This is a genomic window from Rhodoferax ferrireducens, from assembly GCF_031458075.1.
In the GTDB taxonomy this organism is placed as follows: Bacteria; Pseudomonadota; Gammaproteobacteria; order Burkholderiales; family Burkholderiaceae_C; genus Rhodoferax_B; species Rhodoferax_B ferrireducens_A.
Genome location: NZ_JAVDXT010000001.1, coordinates 1,248,844 through 1,268,006, shown reverse-complemented (window position 1 = coordinate 1,268,006; position 19,163 = coordinate 1,248,844). Strand labels below are relative to the sequence as shown.

Genomic DNA, 19,163 nt, shown 5'->3' with positions numbered 1-19,163 from the left:
TTAATGTATACGTGTAGTATACGTATACGTTTTACCGAGTCAAGCCTGATCACAAATATTCGTCCACCATGGCGGCGCACCTCTCCCACCCCCTGATACCTTGCACAGGCACGCCCCTGCACTTCTCTTATGACGGCCAGGCTGTGCCGGCTCTGGAGGGCGAAACCATCGCCGCCGCCCTGGCCGCCAGCGGCATCCAGGCCCTGCGCCACACCCGGGATGGCCAGCGGCGCGGCCTGTATTGCGGCATGGGGGCCTGCCATGAATGCCTGGTCACCGTGGACGGCCTGGCCAGCCAGCGCGCCTGCATGACCAAGGTGCAGGCCGGGCAAGTCGTGCAATCCGCAAGCTCGCCAGCAATGGGAAATACCCCCCAGCTGCATCCGCTGGCGCCAGCACCGCATGCCGTACCGGCCAACGTCTCGGTCGATGTGCTGGTGATTGGCGCCGGCCCTGCGGGCCTGTCCGCCGCCATCGCGGCACGCAAAAGCGGTGCCAGCGCCACGGTGCTGGACGAGCGCCTGCAGACCGGCGGGCAGTTTTACAAACCGCTGGCACCCTCGCACCAAGCCAGCCAGCCAGCCGACAAGCAGTTCGCCGGCGGCATCGCGCTGACCCGGGAGGCGCAGGCGGCCGGGGTGGAGATTCGGCAAAGTGCCCAGGTATGGGCCGCGTTTTCGGCCACCGAGGTGGGCGTTCTCCTCGAAGGCCGCGCCACGGTATTCCAGTGCCAGCAGCTGGTCATTGCACCGGGTGCCTATGAGCGGCCGGTGTCCTTTCCCGGCTGGACCTTGCCGGGCGTGATGACCACCGGCGCGGGCCAGACCCTGGCCCGCGCCTACCGCGTGTCGCCCGGCCAGCGTGTGGTGGTCGCCGGCAACGGCCCCCTGAACCTGCAACTCGCTGCCGAATTGCTCGCCGGGGGCGCCAAGGTACTGGCCGTGCTGGAAAGCGCCCCCGGGCCCGGCTTGGCGCAATGGCGCGAGCTGCTGCAGGCCAGCCGCACCGGACCGGACTTGCTGCTGGACGGCGCCCGCTACCTGGCGCAGCTGCGCCGCCATGGCGTTCCAGTGCTGTGGGGCCACGCAGTGGTCGCGGCCGAGGGCCAGGACAGCCTGCACACCGTGCAGGCTGCGCGGCTCGATGCGCACGGCCTGCCCGTGGCGGGCAGCGAACAGCGATTCCAGGCCGACGCCTTGTGTGTAGGCTACGGCTTCATTCCCTCCACCGAACTGGCCCGCATGCTGGGCTGCCAGCACCGCTTTGTCGCGCGCCACCTGGGCTACCTGGCCACCGTGACCGACGAAGACGGGCGCACCAGCATCCCCGGCGTCTTTGTGGTGGGTGACGGTGCCGACCTGGGCGGCTCGCGCGTGGCCTTGGCGCGCGGTACCTTGGCAGGCTGCGCCGCCGCACGCCAGCTGGGCCATGCCGCACCCCCGCCGACGCACAGCCTGCAGGCGCTGCAACGGGGACTGGCCTTCCAGCGCGCACTCTGGTCGCTCTACCAGGCGCCGCCGGTCAGTCTGCGCCAGGTGCCCGACGAAACCTTGCTGTGCCGCTGCGAAGACATCACATTCGGCTCGGTACGCGCCCAGATTGCGGCAGGCCGCGACACCCTGGCCGCCATCAAGCGCAACACCCGCCTGGGCATGGGCCGGTGCCAGGGCCGCTACTGCGCCAACGTGGCAGCGCGCCTGGTGCACGAAATCACCGGCCGGCCGAACAGCGTGGAGCAATACTTTGCCCCGCGCGCGCCGACCCGGCCCGTGCCTGCGGGCGCCCTGGGCTTCGAGAAGCCGGAATGGGGCGGCCACCGCCCTGCCATCACCCCCAACCTGGCCCGCCCGGTGGAAGACGCGCCGCTGGCAGAGCAAAAAACCGATGTGCTGGTGATTGGCGGCGGCGTGCTGGGCGCCAACCTCGCCTACTTTCTCGCGCGCGCAGGCCAGGACGTGCTGGTGGTGGACCGCGATGACCTCAACCTGCAGGCCTCCGGTGCCAACGCAGGCAGCCTACATGTACAGCTGCTCTCCTTCGACTTCGGCGCCAAGGCACAGGAAGGCGGCGGCCCGGCCGCTGCCACCCTGCCGCTGGGGCCGCTGTCGGTCCAGCTGTGGCAGCAGATCCAGGAAGACTGCGGCGAAGACCTGGAAGTCAAGATCACCGGCGGCCTGATGGTGGCCGACAGCGCCCAAGGCATGGCGTTCCTGCAGGCCAAGGCGGCGCTGGAGCGCAGCCACGGCATAGAAGCCCATGTGGTGGACGGCCACGAGCTGCGCCGCCTGTCCCCGGCCTTGTCGCCTGGCCTGCTGGGTGCCGAATGGTGCCCGATGGAAGGCAAGATCAACCCCTTGCGGGCCACCTATGCGGTGGCGGCCAAGGCGGTGCAGCGCGGCGCCCGCTTCCTCCGCGGTTGCAACGTGGAGCGGATCGAGCGCCACGTAGGCGATGGCGCGGGCTTCACCGTGCACACCTCGCGCGGCACGATACGCGCCGGCCGCATCGTCAACGCCAGCGGCGCCTGGTCCAGTGCCGTGGGTGCGATGCTGGGTGTCAAAGTGCCGGTCAAGGGCGCGCCGCTGCAGATGATCGTGACCGAGCCGGCGCCGCCCCTGGTCAGCCACCTGATTGCCCACGCCGACCGCCACCTCAGCATGAAGCAGGCGGCCACCGGCGGCCTCATCATCGGCGGCGGCTGGACCGCGGCGTTCGACGCCGGCATGCGCCTGAACCACGCCGAGCGCAGCAGCATCGAAGGCAATCTGTGGGTGGCCAACCAGGTGCTGCCCGCCCTGGCCGGCCTGCATGTGGTCCGCTGCTGGGCCGGCATGAACGTCAACATCGACGGCGCCCCCATCCTGGGCGAAGTGCCTGGCGTGCCGGGCTTCTTCAACGCCGTCACCTCGAACGGCTACACCCTGGCACCGATCACGGCCAGCCTGGTGGCCGACCTGCTGGTGCGCGGACGCACCGACATCGACATCCACCCCTATCGCATCGAACGTTTCAACTAAGCCCATGACAACTATGACAACCCAAAGCCCACCATCCGCCAAAGACGCCATGCGTGGCTTCATAGAACAGCATTTTGACGAGCAGGTCCACGCCCTCGCCCGCCTGGTGCAATGCCCGTCCGACAACCCGCCCGGCGACTGCACGCAACATGCGCTGGTCACGGCGCAGTGGCTCACGGAGATGGGCTTTGCGGTGGAGCAGCACGAAGTGCCGCTGGCCCTGGCGCAGCAGCACGGCATGCAGAGCGTCACCAACCTGATCGTGCGGGAAAAGTTCGGCGACGGCGGCCCGGTGGTGGCCATGAACGCCCACGGCGATGTGGTTCCGCCGGGCGAGGGCTGGAGCGCCAGCCCCTACAGCGGCGAGATCCGCGACGGCTGGCTGTATGGCCGGGGCGCGGCCGTGTCCAAGTCGGACTTCACCACCTATGCCTACGCCTTGCGTGCGCTGAAATCCCTCTCCGGCGTGGGGCTCAAGGGCCAAGTGGAGCTGCACTTCACCTACGACGAGGAAACCGGCGGCATGACCGGCCCGCAGTGGATCCTGCAGCAAGGGCTGTCCAAGCCCGACTACGTGCTGTCGGCAGCCTTTTCGCACCATGTGGTGACCGCACACAACGGCTGCCTGCACCTGGAAATCACGCTGCGCGGCCGCTCCGCCCACGCCGCCTGGCCCGATACCGGCAGCGACGCCATCGAAGCCAGCGTGCCGCTGCTGGCCGCGTTGTACCGCTACCGCGACGGCCTGGCCGATCGCCCGTCCAGCACCCCCGGCATTACCCACCCGACCCTGGTGGTCGGGCTGGTCAAGGGCGGCATCAACACCAATGTCGTGCCCGATGTGGTGACACTGCGCGTAGACCGCCGCATCGTGCCCGAGGAAGTGCCCGAGCAGGTCGAAGCCGAGCTGCGCGAGGTGATTGCCGCATCGGTGCAGCCGCTCGCCGGCATCCAGGTCGAGGTCACGCAAATCCTGCTGGCCCGGCCGTTCAAGCCCGTGGCTGGCGCGCAGGCCCTCACCGACCTGGTGTGCCGCGAAGGCAGCGCCGTGCTGGGCACACCGGTGACACCGATAGGCGTGCCGCTGTACACCGATGCCCGGCTCTACAGCGAAGCCGGCATTCCCACCGTGATGTACGGCGCCGGCCCGGCCACGCTGCTGGCAGCCAACGGCCACCGCGCCGATGAACGGGTGCCGCTGCTGGAACTGCAGCAGGCCACGCAGGTGGTGGCCAACGTCCTGCTGGAACTGCTGACCCGCTGAAGCCGCACCGCAAGCCACTCAACCACACAAAAGGTACTCAAATGATCAACATCCACAAGGTCAGCAAATGGTATGGCAGCTTCCAGGTGCTGAGCGACTGCAGCACCCAGATCCGCAAGGGCGAGGTGGTGGTGGTGTGTGGCCCGTCGGGCTCGGGCAAATCCACCCTCATCAAATGCGTCAACGCGCTGGAGTCGATCCAGCAAGGCGACATCGTGGTGGATGGTATGTCGGTCACCGACCCGAAGATCAACCTCAACCAGCTGCGCTCGCGCGTCGGTATGGTGTTCCAACATTTCGAGCTGTTCCCGCACCTGTCGATCACGGAGAACCTCACCTTGCCGCAGATCCGGGTGCTCAAACGCAGTGAGAGCGAAGCCCGGCGCAAGGCCCTAGGCTTGCTGGAGCGCGTCGGCCTGTCGGCCCATGCGCACAAGTTTCCGGCCCAGCTCTCGGGCGGTCAGCAGCAACGGGTGGCGATTGCCCGGGCCCTGGCTATGGACCCGATTGCCATGCTGTTTGACGAACCCACCTCGGCGCTGGACCCCGAGATGGTCAACGAAGTGCTAGACGTGATGGTGCAGCTGGCCCGCGACGGCATGACCATGATGTGCGTGACCCATGAAATGGGCTTTGCACGCAAGGTGGCGCACCGCGTCATCTTCATGGACCGCGGTGTGATCGTGGAAGACTGCGACAAGGAATCGTTCTTTGGCAGCCCCCACGCCCGCAGCGAGCGGGCGCAGCAGTTTCTATCCAAGATCCTTCAGCACTGAATAAAAACGGCATGCCTTCGACAGGCCGGTCTAGTCAGCCTTGATGTTGGCGGTCTTGATCACCTTGCCGTACTTGGCAAATTCGGTCTGGGTGAACGCGCCCAGCTCCTGCGCTGAGCCATAGGCGGGCTTCACCGCCAGGGACTTGAGCTTGCTGTCCACCTCGGGCATGGCCATCACCTTGCCCAGGTCGGCGCTCAGGCGGGCCAGCACATCGGCCGGGGTTTTGGCCGGGGCGTACAGCGCATACCAGGCCTGCACCTCGAAGCCGGGGTAGCCGGCCTCGGCAAAGGTCGGCACATTGGGCAGGTCGGGCAGGCGCGTTGGCGAAGACACGGCAATCGCGCGGATCTTGTCGCCCTTGATCATCGGCATGGCGGCGGTGGTGGTGTCAAAAATCACCGCCAGGCGGCCACCGATCAGGTCCATGGTGTGGGCATTGCCGCCCTTGTAGGGCACATGCGTGACGTTCACCCCGGCGGCCTGCGAAAACAGCTCGCCCGCCAGATGCAGCGGCGAACCATTACCGGCCGATCCGTACATCACGTCGCCCGGGTGCTTCTTGGCCTCGTCCACCAGCGACTTCAGGCTGGTGTAGGGCGACTCCTTGTTCACCGTGGCGACGATAGGGGCCACGCCGATCAGGCCGATGGGCGCAAAGTCTTTCAGCGCGTCGTAGCCGGGGTTGGCGATCAGGTGCGGGCTGACAGCATTGCTGGCCAGCGAACCCAGCAAGATGGTGTAGCCGTCGGCCGGCGCGCGGGCCGCCAGCGCTGCACCGATGGTGGTGCCGGCGCCCGGACGGTTGTCTATCACCACCGGCTGGCCCAAGGTTTCGGCCAGCTTCTGGCCGATCAGGCGGCCGACCGCATCGTTGGCACCACCTGCGGGATACGGCACGATCAGGGTCACCGGCTTGTTCGGGTAGGCCTGCGCCTGGGCCAGAGCGGGCAGGCAGGCGGCGGCGGCCAGGGCAACCGCAGTGAGTACGGTGCGGCGGGAAGGGATACGGTTTGCAAACATGGGCGTTGTCTCCGGTGTGTAGGTTTTTGGTCTGTTGCAAACGGCCATCTTGCAACATGCTTCAAATTCTTTCACAATCTACCAAATACAATCAAGATAAATTTCCATTATTCGCCAATTCATTGGTGAATACCCTAGCAAAATCTACCATGACCAGTCCCAAAGCACTCGCCATCCTCACCCTGCTGCCCAGCCAGCGGCGCGACCGCATCGTGGACTTTTTGCGCCGCCACGGCGCGGTGACCCTGCAGCAACTGGCCCAGGCCATGGATGCGTCGGTCTCCACCCTGCGCCGCGACCTGGACGCGCTGGAAGCCGATGGCGTGCTGGACCGCACCCATGGCGGCGCGCTGCTACGCCAGCAGCACTACAGCACCTTCGAGCCCGACCCGGTGGCCGCAGCCGAGCTGTCGCCGCGCGAAAAGCGCGCCATCGGCTACGCCGCGGCGGCCGAGCTGGAGCCCGGCCAGAGCGTGATCTTTGACAGTGGCACAACGGTGATGGAAGCCGCCCGCGCCGTGCTGGAGCGGCGCATCCCCCTGGTCGCTGTGACCAACGACCTGGCCATCGCCCAGCTACTGGGCAGCAGCCCGCAGATCCGCGTGCATGTGCTGGGCGGCATGCTGCGCGCCGGCAGCAATACCTTGATGGGCGACGAAGTGGTCAGCGGCGCCCGCCACATCCGCGCCGATGTGCTGCTGATGGGCGCGCATGCGGTCACCGACGGCATGCTGTCCGAAACCGAACCCGAGGTCGCCGCGGTGAAGCGCGCACTGATGCAAGCGGCCCACAGCAAGCGCCTGCTGGTCGACAGCTCCAAGTTCCGCCCGCGGGCCTTCATGGGCATCTGCGCGCTGGCCGAATTCGACGCCGTCATCACCGACACCGGCCTGCCCACCGTGGAAGCCGAAGCACTGGCAAAAGCCGGATTGAAGCTGACCCAGGTATCGGTGGCATGAAGCATTGGCGCATCCTGGCCGATGACCTGACCGGTGCGCTGGACACGGCGGCGGCCTTTTGCGGTGCGCAGGAAGTACCGGTGTTCCTGCAGCCCACTGCCTCGGACACCCCGGTGCAAGCCTGGGCCACCGATAGCCGCGATCTGCCTGCCCACGCCCTGCCCGGCATGCTGCAAGCCTGCCTGCCCTGGTTGACCCAACCCGGCCATGGCGCGTTCAAAAAAGTCGACAGCCTGTTGCGCGGCAACAGCTTTGCCGAAGTCGCCTGGCTGCTGCTGCACGGCGGCTTTGCCGGCGTGGTGTTCGCCCCGGGCTTCCCCGCACAAGGCCGGTTCACCCAGCACGGCCAGCACTGGGTGGGCACGCCGCACCAGCCCGGCCTGCCGCACAACGCCATCGCGGTGCACGAAGCCTTTGCCGCCCTGGGCGTGACGGTGCGCATGGGCGAGGACTTCAGCACCGGCGGCCTGCTGCTGCCCGATGTGACTACCGATGCCAACCTGGCCCGGCTCGCCCAGCACAGCCGCCAGGCCCCGGGCTGGCTCTGGTGCGGCAGCGCCGGCCTGGCCTGGGCACTGGCGAGGCAATGGGGCTGCGCGCCGGCAACAGCCACTGCGCCGCGCCCGGGTCTGACCCACATCGTCACTGCCAGCCGGCACCCGGTGCTGCGCGCACAACTGGCGGCCATCCGCACAGCCGCGCTGCACGACCTGGCCAGCCCGCACGCCCTGTCTGCCGCAGAAGCCCAGGCCCAGCTGCAGCAACGCAGCCAGGCCCTGGTGCACGCTCTGCCCTGCCCCGACAACCTGGTGGTCGTCGGCGGCGACAGCCTGCTGGCCCTGTGCCAGGCCGCCGGCGCGCAAAGCCTGCACGCCAGCGCCAGCCCGCGCCCCGGCTGGGGCCGGGCCCAATTGCAAGGCGGCCTGTGGCACGGCGCCACCGTGTACTCCCGCTCCGGCGCATTTGGCGCGCCGGACGACTTATCCGCCCTACTTGCCAGCTTGACCGAAAAGGAAACCACTCCATGAGCAAACCCATACGCCTGGCCCTGACCATGGGCGACCCGGCCGGCATTGGCCCCGAGATCATCGTCAAGGCCGCACACCAGATGCGCGACCTGGTGCAGCAAGGCCGGGTCGAGCTGCAGGTATTCGGCTGCGGCGCCGCCCTGCAGCGCGCCACCCAGTTGCTGCAGCTGGATGCAGCACCTCTGCACATGGTCGATGTCGGCCCGGTAGACGGCCCCATGCCGGTGGGCCAGGTATCGGCCGCCGCCGGCAAGTGGTCGTACCTGGCGGTAGAGCGCGCGGTGCAGCGGACCCAGGCCGGCGAGATCGACGCCATCGTTACCGCGCCGCTGTGCAAGGAGGCGCTGCACCTGGCCGGCTATCCGTTCGAAGGCCACACCGAGATGCTGGCCCACCTGACCGGCATGCGCGACGGCGTGATGATGCTGGCCCACGGCGGCATGCGCGTCAGCCATGTGTCGACCCACTGCCCCTTGTCCGAAGTGCCGAAACGCCTGACTCCGGTACGGCTGCGCCGGGTGCTGGACGTGACCTTGAACGCGCTGCGCGCGCTGGGCATCGAGAACCCACGCATCGCCGTGGCCGGCCTGAACCCGCACGCGGGCGAAGGCGGCATCCTGGGCAAGGAAGACGGCGAGATCATCGCCCCCATCGTCGCCGAGTACGCGGCCGCCGGCCATGCGGTCACCGGCCCCTGGGCGGGCGACACGGTGTTCATCAAGCTGCGCGCCGGCCAGTTCGACGCGGTGGTCGCCATGTTCCACGACCAAGGCCACATCCCGGTGAAGCTGCTGGGCTTTTCCATCGACCCGGCCACCGGCGCCTGGAACGCCGTCAGCGGCGTGAACATCACCTTGGGCCTGCCGATCCTGCGCACCTCGGTAGACCATGGCACGGCCTTCGACATTGCCGGCAAAGGCATCGCCAGCGCCGACAGCATGGTCGACGCGGCCCAGTACGCCATGACCCTGGTCGAAGGCCTGCGCCGCACCCAACCACAACCCCTGGAGACCCTGGCATGACCGACTTTTCACAATCCCTGCAATTCGCCGGCCGCAGCGTGCTGGTGACCGGCGGCGGCTCGGGCATAGGCGCGGCCGTGGCCCTGGCCTTTGGCGCCAAGGGCGCGCAGGTGGCCGTGCATTACTCGCGCAACCGCGACGGCGCCGAAACCGTGGCAGCCGCCATCCGCGCCGCCGGCGGCACGGCCACCACCCTGGGCGGCGACCTGCAGGACCGCGCGGTGGCGAACTCCCTGGTGGAGCAAACCGTGGGCGCATTCGGCGGCCTGGATGTGCTGGTCAACAACGCCGGCGACATGTTCGGCCGGCGCCCGCTGGCACTGGCCACCGACGAAGACTACGACCGCGTGATGGGCCTGAACGTGCACGCCGCCTTTGCCATCTGCCGCGCCGCTGCGCCGGTGATGCGCGCGGCGGGCCGCGGCAGCATGGTCAACACCACCTCCATCGCGGCCCGCACCGGCGGCGGCGAAGGCGTGGGCTTGTACGGCTCGGCCAAGGCTTTCGTCAGCACCATGACCCGCGTGTTTGCGCGCGAGATGGCGCCGTTCGGCGTGCGCGTGAACGGCGTGGCGCCGGGCGTGATCCTTACCGACTTCCATGCGCGCAACTCCACGCCCGAGCAGCTCGAAGGCGCGCGCAAAAGCATCCCCATGGGCCGCACCGGCACGCCGGACGACTGTGTGGGCGCCTACCTGTTCCTGGCCGACGACACCCTGTCGGGTTACATCACCGGCCAGATCATCGAGGTCAACGGCGGGCAGTTGATGCCGTGACCAGTGGACTCGCGCCAGGGGCCATGCCCGCGGCCCGGCAAAGCCGGTTCCGCGGTATTTCGCAAACCCGTCTTGGCGTGTACCTCAACAAAAAAACATCGGAGATACCCATGCACAGCCTTCCCCCCAACACCTTCAAGCAAGCCCTGGCCTCGGGCCGTCCGTTGATCGGCCTGTGGTGCAACTTCGCCCACCTGGCCAGCGTGGAATGCGTGGCCCAGTCCGGCTTTGACTGGCTGCTGCTCGACATGGAGCACACCCAGAGCAACCTGGACACCATCAGCAGCCAGCTGCTGGCGCTGCGCGGCACGCCCAGCGCGGCCGTGGTGCGGGTGCCGTCGAACGACATGGCCTTCATCAAGCGTCTGCTGGACGCAGGCACCAGCAACCTGATGGTCCCCAACATCCGCAGCGCGGCCGAGGCGGCGGAAGCCGTGTCCTACACCCGCTTCGCGCCCCAAGGCCTGCGCGGCGTGGCCGGCAGCACGCGCGGCGGCGGCTACACCCGCTACAAGGACTACATGGCGCGGGCCAACGACGAGATTGCGCTGGTGCTGCAGATCGAGTCGCGCGAAGCCCTGGACGAGCTGGACGCGATCTGCCGCGTGCCCGGTGTGGACGCAGTCTTCATCGGCCCGGCCGATCTGGCCGCCAGCCTGGGCTACCGCGGCCAGGTGGCCCACCCCGAGGTGCAGGCAGCCATCAGCAAGGCCATTGCCATCGGCAAGGCGGCCGGCAAGGCGGTGGGGATTCTGACGGTGGACGGCAAGGGCGAGCCCTACCTGGCGCAAGGCGCGACCATGGTCGGCGTGGGCACCGACATGCACCTGCTGATCGCCGCAGCGGACGCGCTGGCGGCCCGCTTCAAGGCCGTCGTTAGTTAAAGCAATTCAGGGCTCTGGCGCAGGCAGCACCTGCGCTAGCAGCTATGTAATCCATAGCAAACACAGAGCGCTTATTCCAGCGGCTTGTTGGCCACCGGCTGGCGCATGCCGACCGCCATGCGGTTCCAGGTATTGATCTGGGCGATGCACCAAGTGAGTTCGACGATTTCCTGCGCGCTGAACTCGGGCTGCAAGGCGGCGAAGACGCTGTCATGGTCGCCATGCGCGTCAGCCAGCCGGGTCAGGGCTTCGGCCCAAGCCAGGGCGGCGCGTTCGCGCGGGGTGTAGAAGCTGGTTTCGCGCCAGGTCGGCAGGCTGTTGATGCGCAGCCAGGTTTCGCCCTGCTTGCGCAGGTCGCGCACATGCATGTCCAGGCAGAAGGCGCAGCCATTGATCTGCGAGACGCGCGTCTGCACCAGGTCGATCAAGGGCAGGCCCAGGCTGGAGCTGGCTGTGGTGGCGGCCACGGCGGCCATGGCGTTATAGGTTTTGGAGGCGATCTGGGTCCAGGGGAGGCGGGCTTCGGTCATGGTGTGTCCTATGGGGTTGGTATGGCTCGGAATTGAGATCCATACCCATAAGACGTTGGCCAAGCCCAGCCTGTGACACGCGACAAATAAAAGCTAGGAAAAATGTGCGGCCAGCCGGGCCAGTTTGTCGGGGTTGCGCTGGGCGTGGATACGCAGGATGCGCTCGCCGTCGGTCTCGAAGGCCTGCACCGACTCCAGCACGCCGTCGATAAAACGCAGCAAACCCCATTCGCCATTGATGCAGGCCAGTTCGACCCGCAGGCCGCTGCCGCAGCGCAGCTGGGTCGCCAAGTACAGCTGGGCGATACGTGGCCCGCCGCAGAGCGGCTTGCCAAAGCTGGGGACCTTGCCGCCGCCGTCGCCAATCAGCTCGGCATCCTCGGCCAGCAAGGATTTCAGCAGGGCGAAATCGCCGCGCACGGAGGCGTCGGCAAAGCGGCTCAACAGGCGGTGGTGGGTTTCGCGCGGCACCACGAAACGCGGCCGCTCCTCACGCAGCTGCGCCTTGGCGCGGTGCACCAGCTGGCGGCAGGCGGCCTCGGTCTTGCCCAGGGTGTCGGCCACCTCGGCGTAATCGGCGTCGAACACTTCGCGCATCAAAAAGGCCGCGCGGGCCTCGGGCGCCAGGCGCTCCAGCAGGCTGAGAAAGGCCAGCGACACATCGCCCGCGCGCTCCAGCAGTTGCTCGGGCGTCGCCGGGGCCGGGGTGAGCTGCGGCTCGGGCAGCCAGGTGCCGACGTAGTGGGCACGCTGCAGCTTGGCGCTGCGCAGCCGGTCGATGGCCAGCCGGGTGGTGACGGTGACCAGCCAGGCCTCGGCGTTGTCCAGCGCGGCATGGGCGGCCTCGTGCCAGCGCAGCCAGGCATCCTGCACCACCTCTTCGGCCTCGGCCGTGGAGCCGAGCATGCGGTAGGCGATGCCCTGCAGGCGCGGGCGGAGGGTGTCAAAAGTGCGGGTCGTTGCGTCCATGGCTGTTAGACGTTGCAGCCCCCGGTTTTGTGACAGACCTGGCGACGGGCCCTATGCCCGCATCAACGGTAGAAGGCTTCTACCTTGCCCTTGAGCTTGAGCAGCAGCGGGTGGCCTTTGCGGTCCAGGGTCTTGCCGGCCGGCACCTTGATCCAGCCTTCGCTGATGCAGTATTCCTCCACATCCAGGCGCTCCTTGTCGTTCAGGCGGATGCCCACGTCGCGCTCGAACACGGCGGCGTTGAAGTGCGGGCTGCGCGGGTCGATGGACAGGCGGTCGGGCAAGGCGATAACGGGGGTGGTTTCGGGTGTGGTGTCGGTCATGGCTGGCTTATGGAGTGGATACGGATCAGGTGCCAATTTTCCCGGATTTGGCGGCTGCCCCGGCCGGATCGCCGGCGCTGCCGCAAAATTTAAAGAAAATAGGGCTGTAGCGCATATTTCACCAGCACCAACAGCTATCTAATTAATAGCAAAAGGTGTACCCAAGGGCATCCAGCACGCCCTCTCGCTTCGTGGCACCATCGCACCGACGGCCAGGTACCTGGCCCGAATTCAACACAGGAGCGGTATGAAAATAGCCATCATGGGTGCGGGCGGTGTGGGCGGGTATTTCGGGGCGCGGCTGGCGCACAGCGGCTGCGATGTGCACTTCATCGCCCGGGGTGCGCATGGTGCCGCCATCCGCACGCAAGGCCTGCGGGTCAGCAGCGCCCGCGGCGATCTGCACCTGCAGAACGTACAGGTCAGCGAAACGCCGCAGGGCATCGGCCCGGTGGATGTGGTGCTGTTCGGCGTCAAGCTGTGGGACACGGCGGCCGCTGCCGAAGCGATACGCCCGCTGATCGGCCCGCAGACCGCCGTCATCTCGTTCCAGAACAGCGTGGTCAAGGACGACATCCTGCAGGCCGCGCTGGGCGCACCGGCGGTGGCCGGCGGGGTCTGCTACATCGCGGCCACGATTGCCGCGCCGGGCCTGATCGCCCACACCGGGAATCTGCAGAAGCTGGTGTTTGGCGAATACGGCGGTCAGCGCTCGGAACGGCTGGAGCGCCTGCTGCAGGCCTGCCAGGCGGCGGGCATAGACGCCGAGATCAGCCCCGACATCCGCAAAGCGGTGTGGGAGAAATTCGTGTTCCTGGTCGGTCTGTCGGCCACCACCGCAGCCACCCGCCTGCCGATTGGCCGGGTGCGTGCCCACCCCGATGCCCGGCGTGTGCTGCAGCAGGTGATGGAAGAAGCCGTGGCCGTGGGCCGGGCCCAGGGCGTGCCGCTGGCCGCCGACTTTGCCGCCGACCGGCTGCGCTTTTGCGACCAGCTGCCCGAGGGCATGACCTCGTCGATGGCGCACGACCTGGAGCGCGGCAACCGGCTCGAAGTGCCCTGGCTGAGTGGCGACGTGGTGCGCCGCGGCGCGGAGCTGGGCGTGCCCACGCCGGCGAATGCCGTGCTGCACGGCATCCTGGCGCCGCACGCCGAGGGCCGCAGCGCCTGAACAAGGTCAAGGCGGCGCGGGCCGGCCAAACAGATAGCCCTGGAAATGCTGGCAGCCCAGGGCCAGCAAGGCATCACGCTGCTCGGTGGTTTCCACGCCTTCGGCAATCACCTGCAACTCCAGGCTGGTGCCCAGGGTGACGATGGCGCGGACGATGCTGGCATCCTGCGGATCGGTCAGCAGGTCGCGCACAAACGACTGGTCGATCTTCAGCTTGTCCAGCGGCAGGCGCTTGAGGATGCTCAGCGACGAATAGCCAGTGCCAAAGTCGTCCAGCGAGAAGCGCACACCCAGGGCCTTGAGCGCCGCCATCTTCTCGACCACGCTGTCTATGTCTTCGACCAGCTGGCTCTCGGTCAGCTCCAGCTCCAGCAGTTGCGGGTTGGCGCCGGTTTCCTGCAGCGCGGACTGCACCTGCTGCACAAAGTCGGCCTGGCGGAACTGGCGCGCACTGATGTTGACCGCCGCACGCCAGTGCGCGGTGCCCGCGTCGGCCGACCAGCGCACCAGCTGGCGGCAGGCGGTGAGCAGAATCCAGCGGCCCAGCGGCAGGATCAGGCCCGACATTTCGGCCAGCGGTATGAATTCCGCCGGCGGCACCAGGCCGCGCTGCGGATGCTGCCAGCGCACCAAGGCCTCCACACCGGTCTGCTGGCCGGCGCTGTCGATCTGCGGCTGGTAGTACAACAGGAACTGCTCGGCCGCCAGGGCCTGGCGCATGTCGGACTCCAGCACGGTGCGGGCCCGCACCTGGGCCTGCATCTCGGGGTTGAAGAAGCACACCGTGTTGCGGCCATCGGCCTTGGCCCGGTACATCGCCAGATCGGCCTGGCGGAACAGCTCGTCCTGCTCGGTTTCCGGGCCGGAGAACAAGGCGATGCCTATGCTCACCGTGGTCTGGTAGAGGTGGCCGTCCAGGGTATAGGGCTGGGCCAAGGCGTGCAGGATTTTCTGCGCCACTAGACGGGTCTGCTGCACGGCCTCGGGCAGGTTGGCGCTCATGGCCTGCAGCATCACCACGAACTCGTCGCCGCCCTGGCGCGCCAGCGTGTCTTCGATGCGGGTACAGCCCTCGAGCCGGGTGGCGATCTGGCACAGCAGCTGGTCACCGACCAGGTGGCCGCGCGAATCGTTCAGGTCCTTGAAGTTGTCCACGTCGATGAACAGCAAGGCGCCCCATTCGCGGTCGCGCGCATGCACGGCAATCGCCTGGCCCAGGCGCTCGCTCAGCAGCCGGCGGTTTGGCAGCTGGGTCAACGGGTCGTAGAAGGCCAGCTGGTGGATCACCGCCTCGGCCTGCTTGTGCTTGGTCACGTCGGTGGAGATGCCGCACAGCGCATACACCGAGCCGTCAGGCCGCCGCAAGGGCAGCTTGATGGACAGATAGGTATTGGTGACCTTGCCGTCGGCGCTGCGGTTCACCTCTTCCTCGTCGATCCGCTCGCCCTGCTCCACCACGCGCAAATCGTTGACCCGCAGCTTGGCCACGGTGGTGGCATCGAAGAAGTCGCTGTCGGTCTTGCCGATGGCGTCGGCCGGCGTGGTGTGGAACAGGTCGGCGACCTTGCGGTTCACGTACTGGTAGCGCAGCTGCGGGTCCTTGATGTAGATGTAGGCGTCCACGCTGTTCAGGATGGTGGACAAGCGGTCTTCGCTGCTGCGCAGATGCCAGGCGGTGTCGGCCACCTGGCGCCGCAGCAAGAAGCCCACCCCCACGGCAACCGACAGCATCGCACCCAGAATGCCCAGCGACCACCAAACCGTATCCGGAATGACCGACTTGCTGGCCGGTGCCATCCAGCGGTTCATCACGTTGAAGTAAGGCGAATCGGACTGCGCCTGCCAGGGCGCAAGATGGTTCTCTATGGCCGCCAGCAGATCGGCATTTCGGCCCTGGGCCGTGGCGTAGAACACCTTGGCCGGCTGGAACAGGATGGGCGTAGGCTCCAGCTGGTAGCGGCCCGACTGCAGGTCGCCAAAGAAGCGGTTCACCGCGGCCGCATCGACGGTATGGTCCGCGGTTTGCTCGAACGCCTCCTTGAAGGATTGCACCGGCACCAGCTCGGTCTTCAGGCCAAAGCCCTGCACCAGGTTCTTCAGATAGTCCTGCTGCACCGAGCCCTCCAGCACCGCCACCCGCTTGCCGTTCAGGTCCAGCGCGGTGTTGATGTTGACGCCGCTGTGCTTGTACAGCTGCGACCAGCTGAGCAGAGACGGCGTGGTGTGGAAGTCCATCAGCTTGGCGCGCTGCTCGGAATACGCCACGTCGGGCATCAGGTCGATGCTGCCGGCCTGCAAGGCGTCCAGACAGGCCTGCCATTCGCAGGGCACGGAGACCAGGGTCCAGTCTTCCTTCTGGGCCATGGCCTGCAGCAGCTCCCCCAGAATGCCCGAGGGTTGCTGCTTGGCATCCAGGAAGATCTTCGGCTCGTTCTGGTAGACCCCCACCCGCACTTCCCGCGGCGCAGCCAGCGCAGCAGACGCCAGGCAACCCGCCGAAATCAGTATGAGGGACTGGATCAGTACCCGGTGGAGCAGAGGTTTATGCAGCACGCAGTGGTTTGTTTCAGTGGCAAGGTTGCTAGTGCATTATGTGTCGATCACCGCGCCAGCCCAAGCGGACAAAAAAACCGCCGCATGCGGGCCACCCGCGCATCAACGGTGTCGATCTGCTACCGGCTTGATGCCCTTTGCCTGCCAGGATTCGCTATGTAAAAAGTAGCGCATGGGCAAACCAGCACCTAGAAAATACAGACCGCTCCAGACCTGAAGTAACAAGAAGTTACGGCAAAATAAATGCAGAGAAAACCTTATCTACTCACTTCCCAAGAAAGAGCTATGCGTTTCAACGACTTAAAAATTGGCACCCGTCTGGGCCTGGGTATTGCCCTGTCTGCGTCACTCATGGCCGGCATGGTCTGGGTCGGGGCATCGAATATGGGCGCGATCAAGAACATGCTGGACACGGCAACCAACGACCGCATGCCCAAGATCATTGCGGGCAAGGAGATCAAAGACAACATCCGCGTGCGGGCGATTCTGGTACGCAATATGGTGTTGCTAGAAGATGCGGCCGAGATTAAAAAACTGGCCGATCAGCTAGCCGAGACGCGGGCCAACTACACCAAACTAAACAGCACACTGCAAGACACCATCACCAGCCCACAGGGCAAAACCGCCCTCACCAAAATGCAGGTTGCAATAGCCGCGATGAAGGACCCTGTGGACCAGGCAGTCAAGCTCGCCACCGCCAACAACAACGCAGAAGCAACCCAGTTGCTGCTGAGCACGGTAGCCCCGCTGCAAGCCACAGCCACCAACGCTGCAGACGAATTTGTACAGGTGATGATCAGCAATGGGCAGGTGGCGCAAACCAATGCGCATGCGGCTTACAACTCCGCGCTGGCGCTGCTGATAGGCCTGGGCCTTGCCGCCATCGCGCTCCTGTGCGCGCTTGGCTGGCTGCTGGTGCGCTCAATCACCCGGCCCTTGAATCTGGCGGTCGACGTGTCGCGCGCCGTCGCCGCGGGCGACCTGAGCCTGCAGTTCAACGCCGAAGGCAAGAACGAAACCGCCCAGCTGCTGCTGGCCCTCAAGGCCATGCAGACCAGCCTGGCCCAAGTCGTGGGCAATGTGCGCCAGAACGCAGAAGGCGTCGCCACGGCCAGCGCACAGATTTCGCAAGGCAATAACGACTTGTCGGCCCGTACCGAGCAGCAGGCCAGCGCTCTGGAAGAAACTGCAGCGTCGATGGAAGAGTTGTCCAGCACTGTCAAGCAAAACGCCGACAACGCCCGCCAGGCCAACCAGCTGGCGCAGAGCGCGTCCACCGTGGCCATACGCGGTGGCGATGTGGTCGGCCAGGTGGTCGAAACCATGAAGGGCATCAACGACAGCAGCAAGAAAATCGCCGATATCATCAGCGTGATCGACGGTATCGCCTTCCAGACCAATATCCTGGCCTTGAACGCGGCGGTGGAAGCCGCCCGGGCCGGCGAACAAGGCCGGGGCTTTGCCGTGGTGGCCAGCGAAGTGCGCAGCCTGGCGCAGCGCAGCGCCGAAGCCGCCAAGGAGATCAAGAACCTGATCTCCGCCAGTGTGGACCGGGTAGATCAGGGCACAGTCCTGGTCGACCAGGCGGGTGTCACCATGCAGGAAGTGGTCAACTCCATCCGCCGCGTGACCGACATCATGGGCGAGATCAGCGCTGCCAGTTCCGAACAGTCCACGGGCGTGAGCCAGGTGGGCGAAGCCGTCACGCAGATGGACCAGGCCACGCAACAGAACGCGGCGCTGGTGGAGGAATCGGCCGCCGCCGCCGACAGCCTGAAGGTGCAGGCCGAGCAACTGGTGGACACGGTTGCCGTGTTCAAGCTGGCCTACGGAATCACGCCTGTGGCCGCAACGCCCAAGAAAATGCCTGCGCCCCAACCCGCCGCCGCGCGGCCCGTACCCCACGCGGCCACCCCACCTCGGCTGGCGCCTACACCCCGCCGCCCGGCCCCCACCAAAGCCGCTGAACCGCCCAAGCTGACACAGGACAAAACCAGCCAGGGCGATTGGGAATCCTTCTGATCCAGTCCGGCGTCACAGCCTAGCCGAGGGCCCTGGATACAAACCTATTTTTGGCTGCAGCGCTTTATTTATAAGCGCCAGCAGCTATTTAATATATAGCAACCCAGAATCAGATGTTCCGCCGCAGGGCTTCGAAGAACAGCTCGGACTGCAGGCGCTCGCTGGCCATCTGCTGGGCCACGCGCTCGGCCAGCGCCGCATCTGTGGGGGCCAGCGGCCGGCCGGTGGACTGGGCCAGCACCTGGGCCATGCAGGCGCGCTCCAGGTAGTAGAGGTCGTCGTAGGCGTAGTCCATGCGGTCGCCGCAAACCAGGATGCCGTGGTTGCCCAGGAACGCGATCTCCGCCGTGCCCATGGCCTGGGCGATGCGCTCGCCCTCATGGTGGTCCAGCGCCAGTCCGTTGTACTGCGCGTCCACCGCCACCCGGCCGTGGTAGCGCATGGCGTTCTGCGACAAGCGGGTGTCCAGCACCCGGTCGCTGGTCAGGGTCAGCGCCGTGGCATACGGCATGTGGGTGTGCAGCACGCAGGCCTTGGCGCAGATGCGGTGCACCGCGGCATGGATGTGCATGGCGGTGGACTCGACCTCGTGCCGACCCGCCAGCTTGTTGCCCTGGGTGTCGATCATCACGATGTCGTCGGCCTGGATCTCGCTCCACAGCAGGCCGCGCGGGTTCAGCAAGAAGCGACCCGAGTGGTCGGGCAGCTCTTGGCTGAAATGGTTGCACACGCCCTCGCCCAGGCCATGGTGGGCGGCCGCGCGCAGGGCCAGGGCCAGGTCGGCGCGCAAGCGGCTGACGGTATCGGATGCGTAATCATCTGCATGCATAAACAGCAATCTTTCGT

General features: G+C 66.6%; 16 protein-coding genes. 10 read left to right on the top strand and 6 right to left on the bottom strand.

Annotated features, from left to right (window positions below; genetic code table 11):
- The first annotated feature begins 68 nt into the window (after nt 1-68).
- Genes J2X19_RS05990 through J2X19_RS05980 form a run of 3 tightly spaced genes read left to right on the top strand, consistent with a single transcriptional unit; the run spans nt 69 to nt 5,057 of the window.
- The gene (locus tag J2X19_RS05990) at nt 69-3,017 is read left to right on the top strand and encodes an FAD-dependent oxidoreductase (RefSeq protein ID WP_310371516.1); all 2,949 of its coding nucleotides are present in this window, start codon (nt 69-71) and stop codon (nt 3,015-3,017) included.
- Between the two features lie 13 nt (nt 3,018-3,030).
- Nucleotides 3,031-4,281 (top strand): M20/M25/M40 family metallo-hydrolase, encoded by a 1,251-nt coding sequence (locus J2X19_RS05985; protein WP_310371514.1) that lies wholly within the window; start codon nt 3,031-3,033, stop codon nt 4,279-4,281.
- A gap of 41 nt (nt 4,282-4,322) precedes the next feature.
- The gene (locus tag J2X19_RS05980; RefSeq protein ID WP_310371512.1) at nt 4,323-5,057 is read left to right on the top strand and encodes an amino acid ABC transporter ATP-binding protein; all 735 of its coding nucleotides are present in this window, start codon (nt 4,323-4,325) and stop codon (nt 5,055-5,057) included.
- Nucleotides 5,058-5,087: 30 nt separating this feature from the next.
- Here J2X19_RS05980 and J2X19_RS05975 read toward each other — a convergent pair whose 3' ends face one another.
- Nucleotides 5,088-6,080: a Bug family tripartite tricarboxylate transporter substrate binding protein gene (locus J2X19_RS05975; protein WP_092758548.1), complete on the bottom strand. Its 993-nt coding sequence runs from the start codon at nt 6,078-6,080 to the stop codon at nt 5,088-5,090.
- 149 nt (nt 6,081-6,229) lie between these two features.
- Between J2X19_RS05975 and J2X19_RS05970 the strand changes: the two genes are divergently transcribed.
- The 5 genes from J2X19_RS05970 to J2X19_RS05950 all read left to right on the top strand — a co-directional run bounded on the left by J2X19_RS05970 (nt 6,230) and on the right by J2X19_RS05950 (nt 10,749).
- Nucleotides 6,230-7,039, top strand: coding sequence for a DeoR/GlpR family DNA-binding transcription regulator (locus J2X19_RS05970; RefSeq protein WP_310371509.1), 810 nt, complete (start codon nt 6,230-6,232; stop codon nt 7,037-7,039).
- Complete coding sequence (locus tag J2X19_RS05965; protein WP_310371507.1) at nt 7,036-8,067, top strand: four-carbon acid sugar kinase family protein; 1,032 nt, start codon at nt 7,036-7,038, stop codon at nt 8,065-8,067. Before J2X19_RS05970 ends, J2X19_RS05965 begins: the two co-directional genes overlap by 4 nt.
- Entirely contained in the window at nt 8,064-9,089 is a 1,026-nt protein-coding gene (gene pdxA, locus J2X19_RS05960; protein WP_116604351.1) for a 4-hydroxythreonine-4-phosphate dehydrogenase PdxA, read from the top strand. Before J2X19_RS05965 ends, pdxA begins: the two co-directional genes overlap by 4 nt.
- Nucleotides 9,086-9,865 carry an SDR family NAD(P)-dependent oxidoreductase gene (locus J2X19_RS05955; protein ID WP_310371504.1) on the top strand — a complete coding sequence of 260 codons (780 nt, stop codon included), beginning with the start codon at nt 9,086-9,088 and terminating at the stop codon, nt 9,863-9,865. The genes pdxA and J2X19_RS05955 overlap by 4 nt, the downstream gene beginning before the upstream one ends.
- Before the next feature lie 110 nt (nt 9,866-9,975).
- Nucleotides 9,976-10,749, top strand: a complete 774-nt coding sequence (locus J2X19_RS05950; protein WP_310371502.1) for an HpcH/HpaI aldolase family protein — start codon at nt 9,976-9,978, stop codon at nt 10,747-10,749.
- A gap of 71 nt (nt 10,750-10,820) precedes the next feature.
- Here J2X19_RS05950 and J2X19_RS05945 read toward each other — a convergent pair whose 3' ends face one another.
- The 3 genes from J2X19_RS05945 to J2X19_RS05935 all read right to left on the bottom strand — a co-directional run bounded on the left by J2X19_RS05945 (nt 10,821) and on the right by J2X19_RS05935 (nt 12,571).
- A complete protein-coding gene (locus J2X19_RS05945; protein ID WP_310371500.1) occupies nt 10,821-11,279 on the bottom strand; it encodes a carboxymuconolactone decarboxylase family protein in 459 nt (152 codons plus the stop codon).
- 93 nt (nt 11,280-11,372) lie between these two features.
- Nucleotides 11,373-12,248, bottom strand: a complete 876-nt coding sequence (locus J2X19_RS05940; RefSeq protein ID WP_310371498.1) for an RNA polymerase sigma-70 factor — start codon at nt 12,246-12,248, stop codon at nt 11,373-11,375.
- Between the two features lie 62 nt (nt 12,249-12,310).
- Nucleotides 12,311-12,571: a DUF3297 family protein gene (locus J2X19_RS05935; protein ID WP_310371496.1), complete on the bottom strand. Its 261-nt coding sequence runs from the start codon at nt 12,569-12,571 to the stop codon at nt 12,311-12,313.
- 247 nt (nt 12,572-12,818) lie between these two features.
- On the opposite strand from J2X19_RS05935, the gene J2X19_RS05930 reads away from it, so the two are divergent.
- Nucleotides 12,819-13,742 (top strand): ketopantoate reductase family protein, encoded by a 924-nt coding sequence (locus J2X19_RS05930; RefSeq protein ID WP_310371494.1) that lies wholly within the window; start codon nt 12,819-12,821, stop codon nt 13,740-13,742.
- Nucleotides 13,743-13,748: 6 nt separating this feature from the next.
- Here the strand turns inward: J2X19_RS05930 and J2X19_RS05925 are convergent, their stop codons facing one another.
- A complete protein-coding gene (locus J2X19_RS05925) occupies nt 13,749-16,295 on the bottom strand; it encodes an EAL domain-containing protein (protein WP_310371492.1) in 2,547 nt (848 codons plus the stop codon).
- A gap of 285 nt (nt 16,296-16,580) precedes the next feature.
- Between J2X19_RS05925 and J2X19_RS05920 the strand changes: the two genes are divergently transcribed.
- Nucleotides 16,581-18,317, top strand: coding sequence for a methyl-accepting chemotaxis protein (locus J2X19_RS05920; RefSeq protein ID WP_310371490.1), 1,737 nt, complete (start codon nt 16,581-16,583; stop codon nt 18,315-18,317).
- 109 nt (nt 18,318-18,426) lie between these two features.
- Here J2X19_RS05920 and J2X19_RS05915 read toward each other — a convergent pair whose 3' ends face one another.
- Entirely contained in the window at nt 18,427-19,146 is a 720-nt protein-coding gene (locus tag J2X19_RS05915) for an aldolase (protein WP_310371488.1), read from the bottom strand.
- Nucleotides 19,147-19,163: the final 17 nt, after the last annotated feature.

Coding starts and splice junctions, on each gene's coding strand:
- J2X19_RS05935 (WP_310371496.1), bottom strand. CDS start 12,571: ATGACCGACACCACACCCGAAACCACCCCCGTTATCGCCTTGCCCGAC.
- J2X19_RS05970 (WP_310371509.1), top strand. CDS start 6,230: ATGACCAGTCCCAAAGCACTCGCCATCCTCACCCTGCTGCCCAGCCAG.
- pdxA (WP_116604351.1), top strand. CDS start 8,064: ATGAGCAAACCCATACGCCTGGCCCTGACCATGGGCGACCCGGCCGGC.
- J2X19_RS05965 (WP_310371507.1), top strand. CDS start 7,036: ATGAAGCATTGGCGCATCCTGGCCGATGACCTGACCGGTGCGCTGGAC.
- J2X19_RS05940 (WP_310371498.1), bottom strand. CDS start 12,248: ATGGACGCAACGACCCGCACTTTTGACACCCTCCGCCCGCGCCTGCAG.
- J2X19_RS05975 (WP_092758548.1), bottom strand. CDS start 6,080: ATGTTTGCAAACCGTATCCCTTCCCGCCGCACCGTACTCACTGCGGTT.
- J2X19_RS05915 (WP_310371488.1), bottom strand. CDS start 19,146: ATGCATGCAGATGATTACGCATCCGATACCGTCAGCCGCTTGCGCGCC.
- J2X19_RS05920 (WP_310371490.1), top strand. CDS start 16,581: ATGCGTTTCAACGACTTAAAAATTGGCACCCGTCTGGGCCTGGGTATT.
- J2X19_RS05955 (WP_310371504.1), top strand. CDS start 9,086: ATGACCGACTTTTCACAATCCCTGCAATTCGCCGGCCGCAGCGTGCTG.
- J2X19_RS05985 (WP_310371514.1), top strand. CDS start 3,031: ATGACAACCCAAAGCCCACCATCCGCCAAAGACGCCATGCGTGGCTTC.
- J2X19_RS05930 (WP_310371494.1), top strand. CDS start 12,819: ATGAAAATAGCCATCATGGGTGCGGGCGGTGTGGGCGGGTATTTCGGG.
- J2X19_RS05990 (WP_310371516.1), top strand. CDS start 69: ATGGCGGCGCACCTCTCCCACCCCCTGATACCTTGCACAGGCACGCCC.
- J2X19_RS05950 (WP_310371502.1), top strand. CDS start 9,976: ATGCACAGCCTTCCCCCCAACACCTTCAAGCAAGCCCTGGCCTCGGGC.
- J2X19_RS05945 (WP_310371500.1), bottom strand. CDS start 11,279: ATGACCGAAGCCCGCCTCCCCTGGACCCAGATCGCCTCCAAAACCTAT.
- J2X19_RS05980 (WP_310371512.1), top strand. CDS start 4,323: ATGATCAACATCCACAAGGTCAGCAAATGGTATGGCAGCTTCCAGGTG.